Here is a 565-nt window from a genome sequence, read left to right as displayed (position 1 = left end):
TCAATTTCGACCGAACGAAGCAAATTGCTTTTTCAGATTGTTAAATTACAAAAAAATACAATATGAAAAGCAAGTTGCGACTAAATGCATCGCGTTTTTCTATTATATATTCAACCCCGCCTTTTGCAAATACAATGTTAGCCGTAGTTTTTTTGTTTTGCGTTTAGAATTATAAAAGTCAAATAAGTAATTATAAATATTATTATCGGAATTTCAAAAGACAAATAATCAAACATTTTGATTGGAACTTGAACCATTCTTGAAATTATGGGTGATAACATAAATACAAAGCTTAAGATAGTTATTGAAATTCTATTTTTCCATTTTGTGAAATTTAAAATAATTCCAATCAATGCTAAAATTGCAAAAATTTGGTCAATATTTCCAATATAAAATGCTGAAATTATTAACCAGAAAATTAAAGGAATTCCAATCATTTCACCTGCAATAATTATTAAGCAAAATGAAATCAATACTGTCCTAAATAAAAATTATTAAAAATAGAAACAGCCTAAATACCTATTTTACATTTAGCTTTACATTTAATTTCAAAAAAGAACCCCTT

1 protein-coding gene is annotated in these 565 nt (G+C 25.3%); it reads right to left on the bottom strand.

What is annotated here, in order from left to right; all coding sequences use genetic code 11:
- Positions 1-137 precede the first annotated feature (137 nt).
- Positions 138-437 carry a hypothetical protein gene (locus IV513_RS15665; protein ID WP_245168976.1) on the bottom strand — a complete coding sequence of 100 codons (300 nt, stop codon included), beginning with the start codon at positions 435-437 and terminating at the stop codon, positions 138-140.
- Positions 438-565 lie beyond the last annotated feature (128 nt).

Origin of the sequence: Chryseobacterium sp. RR2-3-20 (assembly GCF_017808115.1) — a bacterium.
GTDB classification, from domain to species: Bacteria; Bacteroidota; Bacteroidia; order Flavobacteriales; family Weeksellaceae; genus Chryseobacterium; species Chryseobacterium oryzae.
Note: the sequence above shows the minus strand (reverse complement) of the source record. Positions and strands in the feature narration are given on the sequence as shown.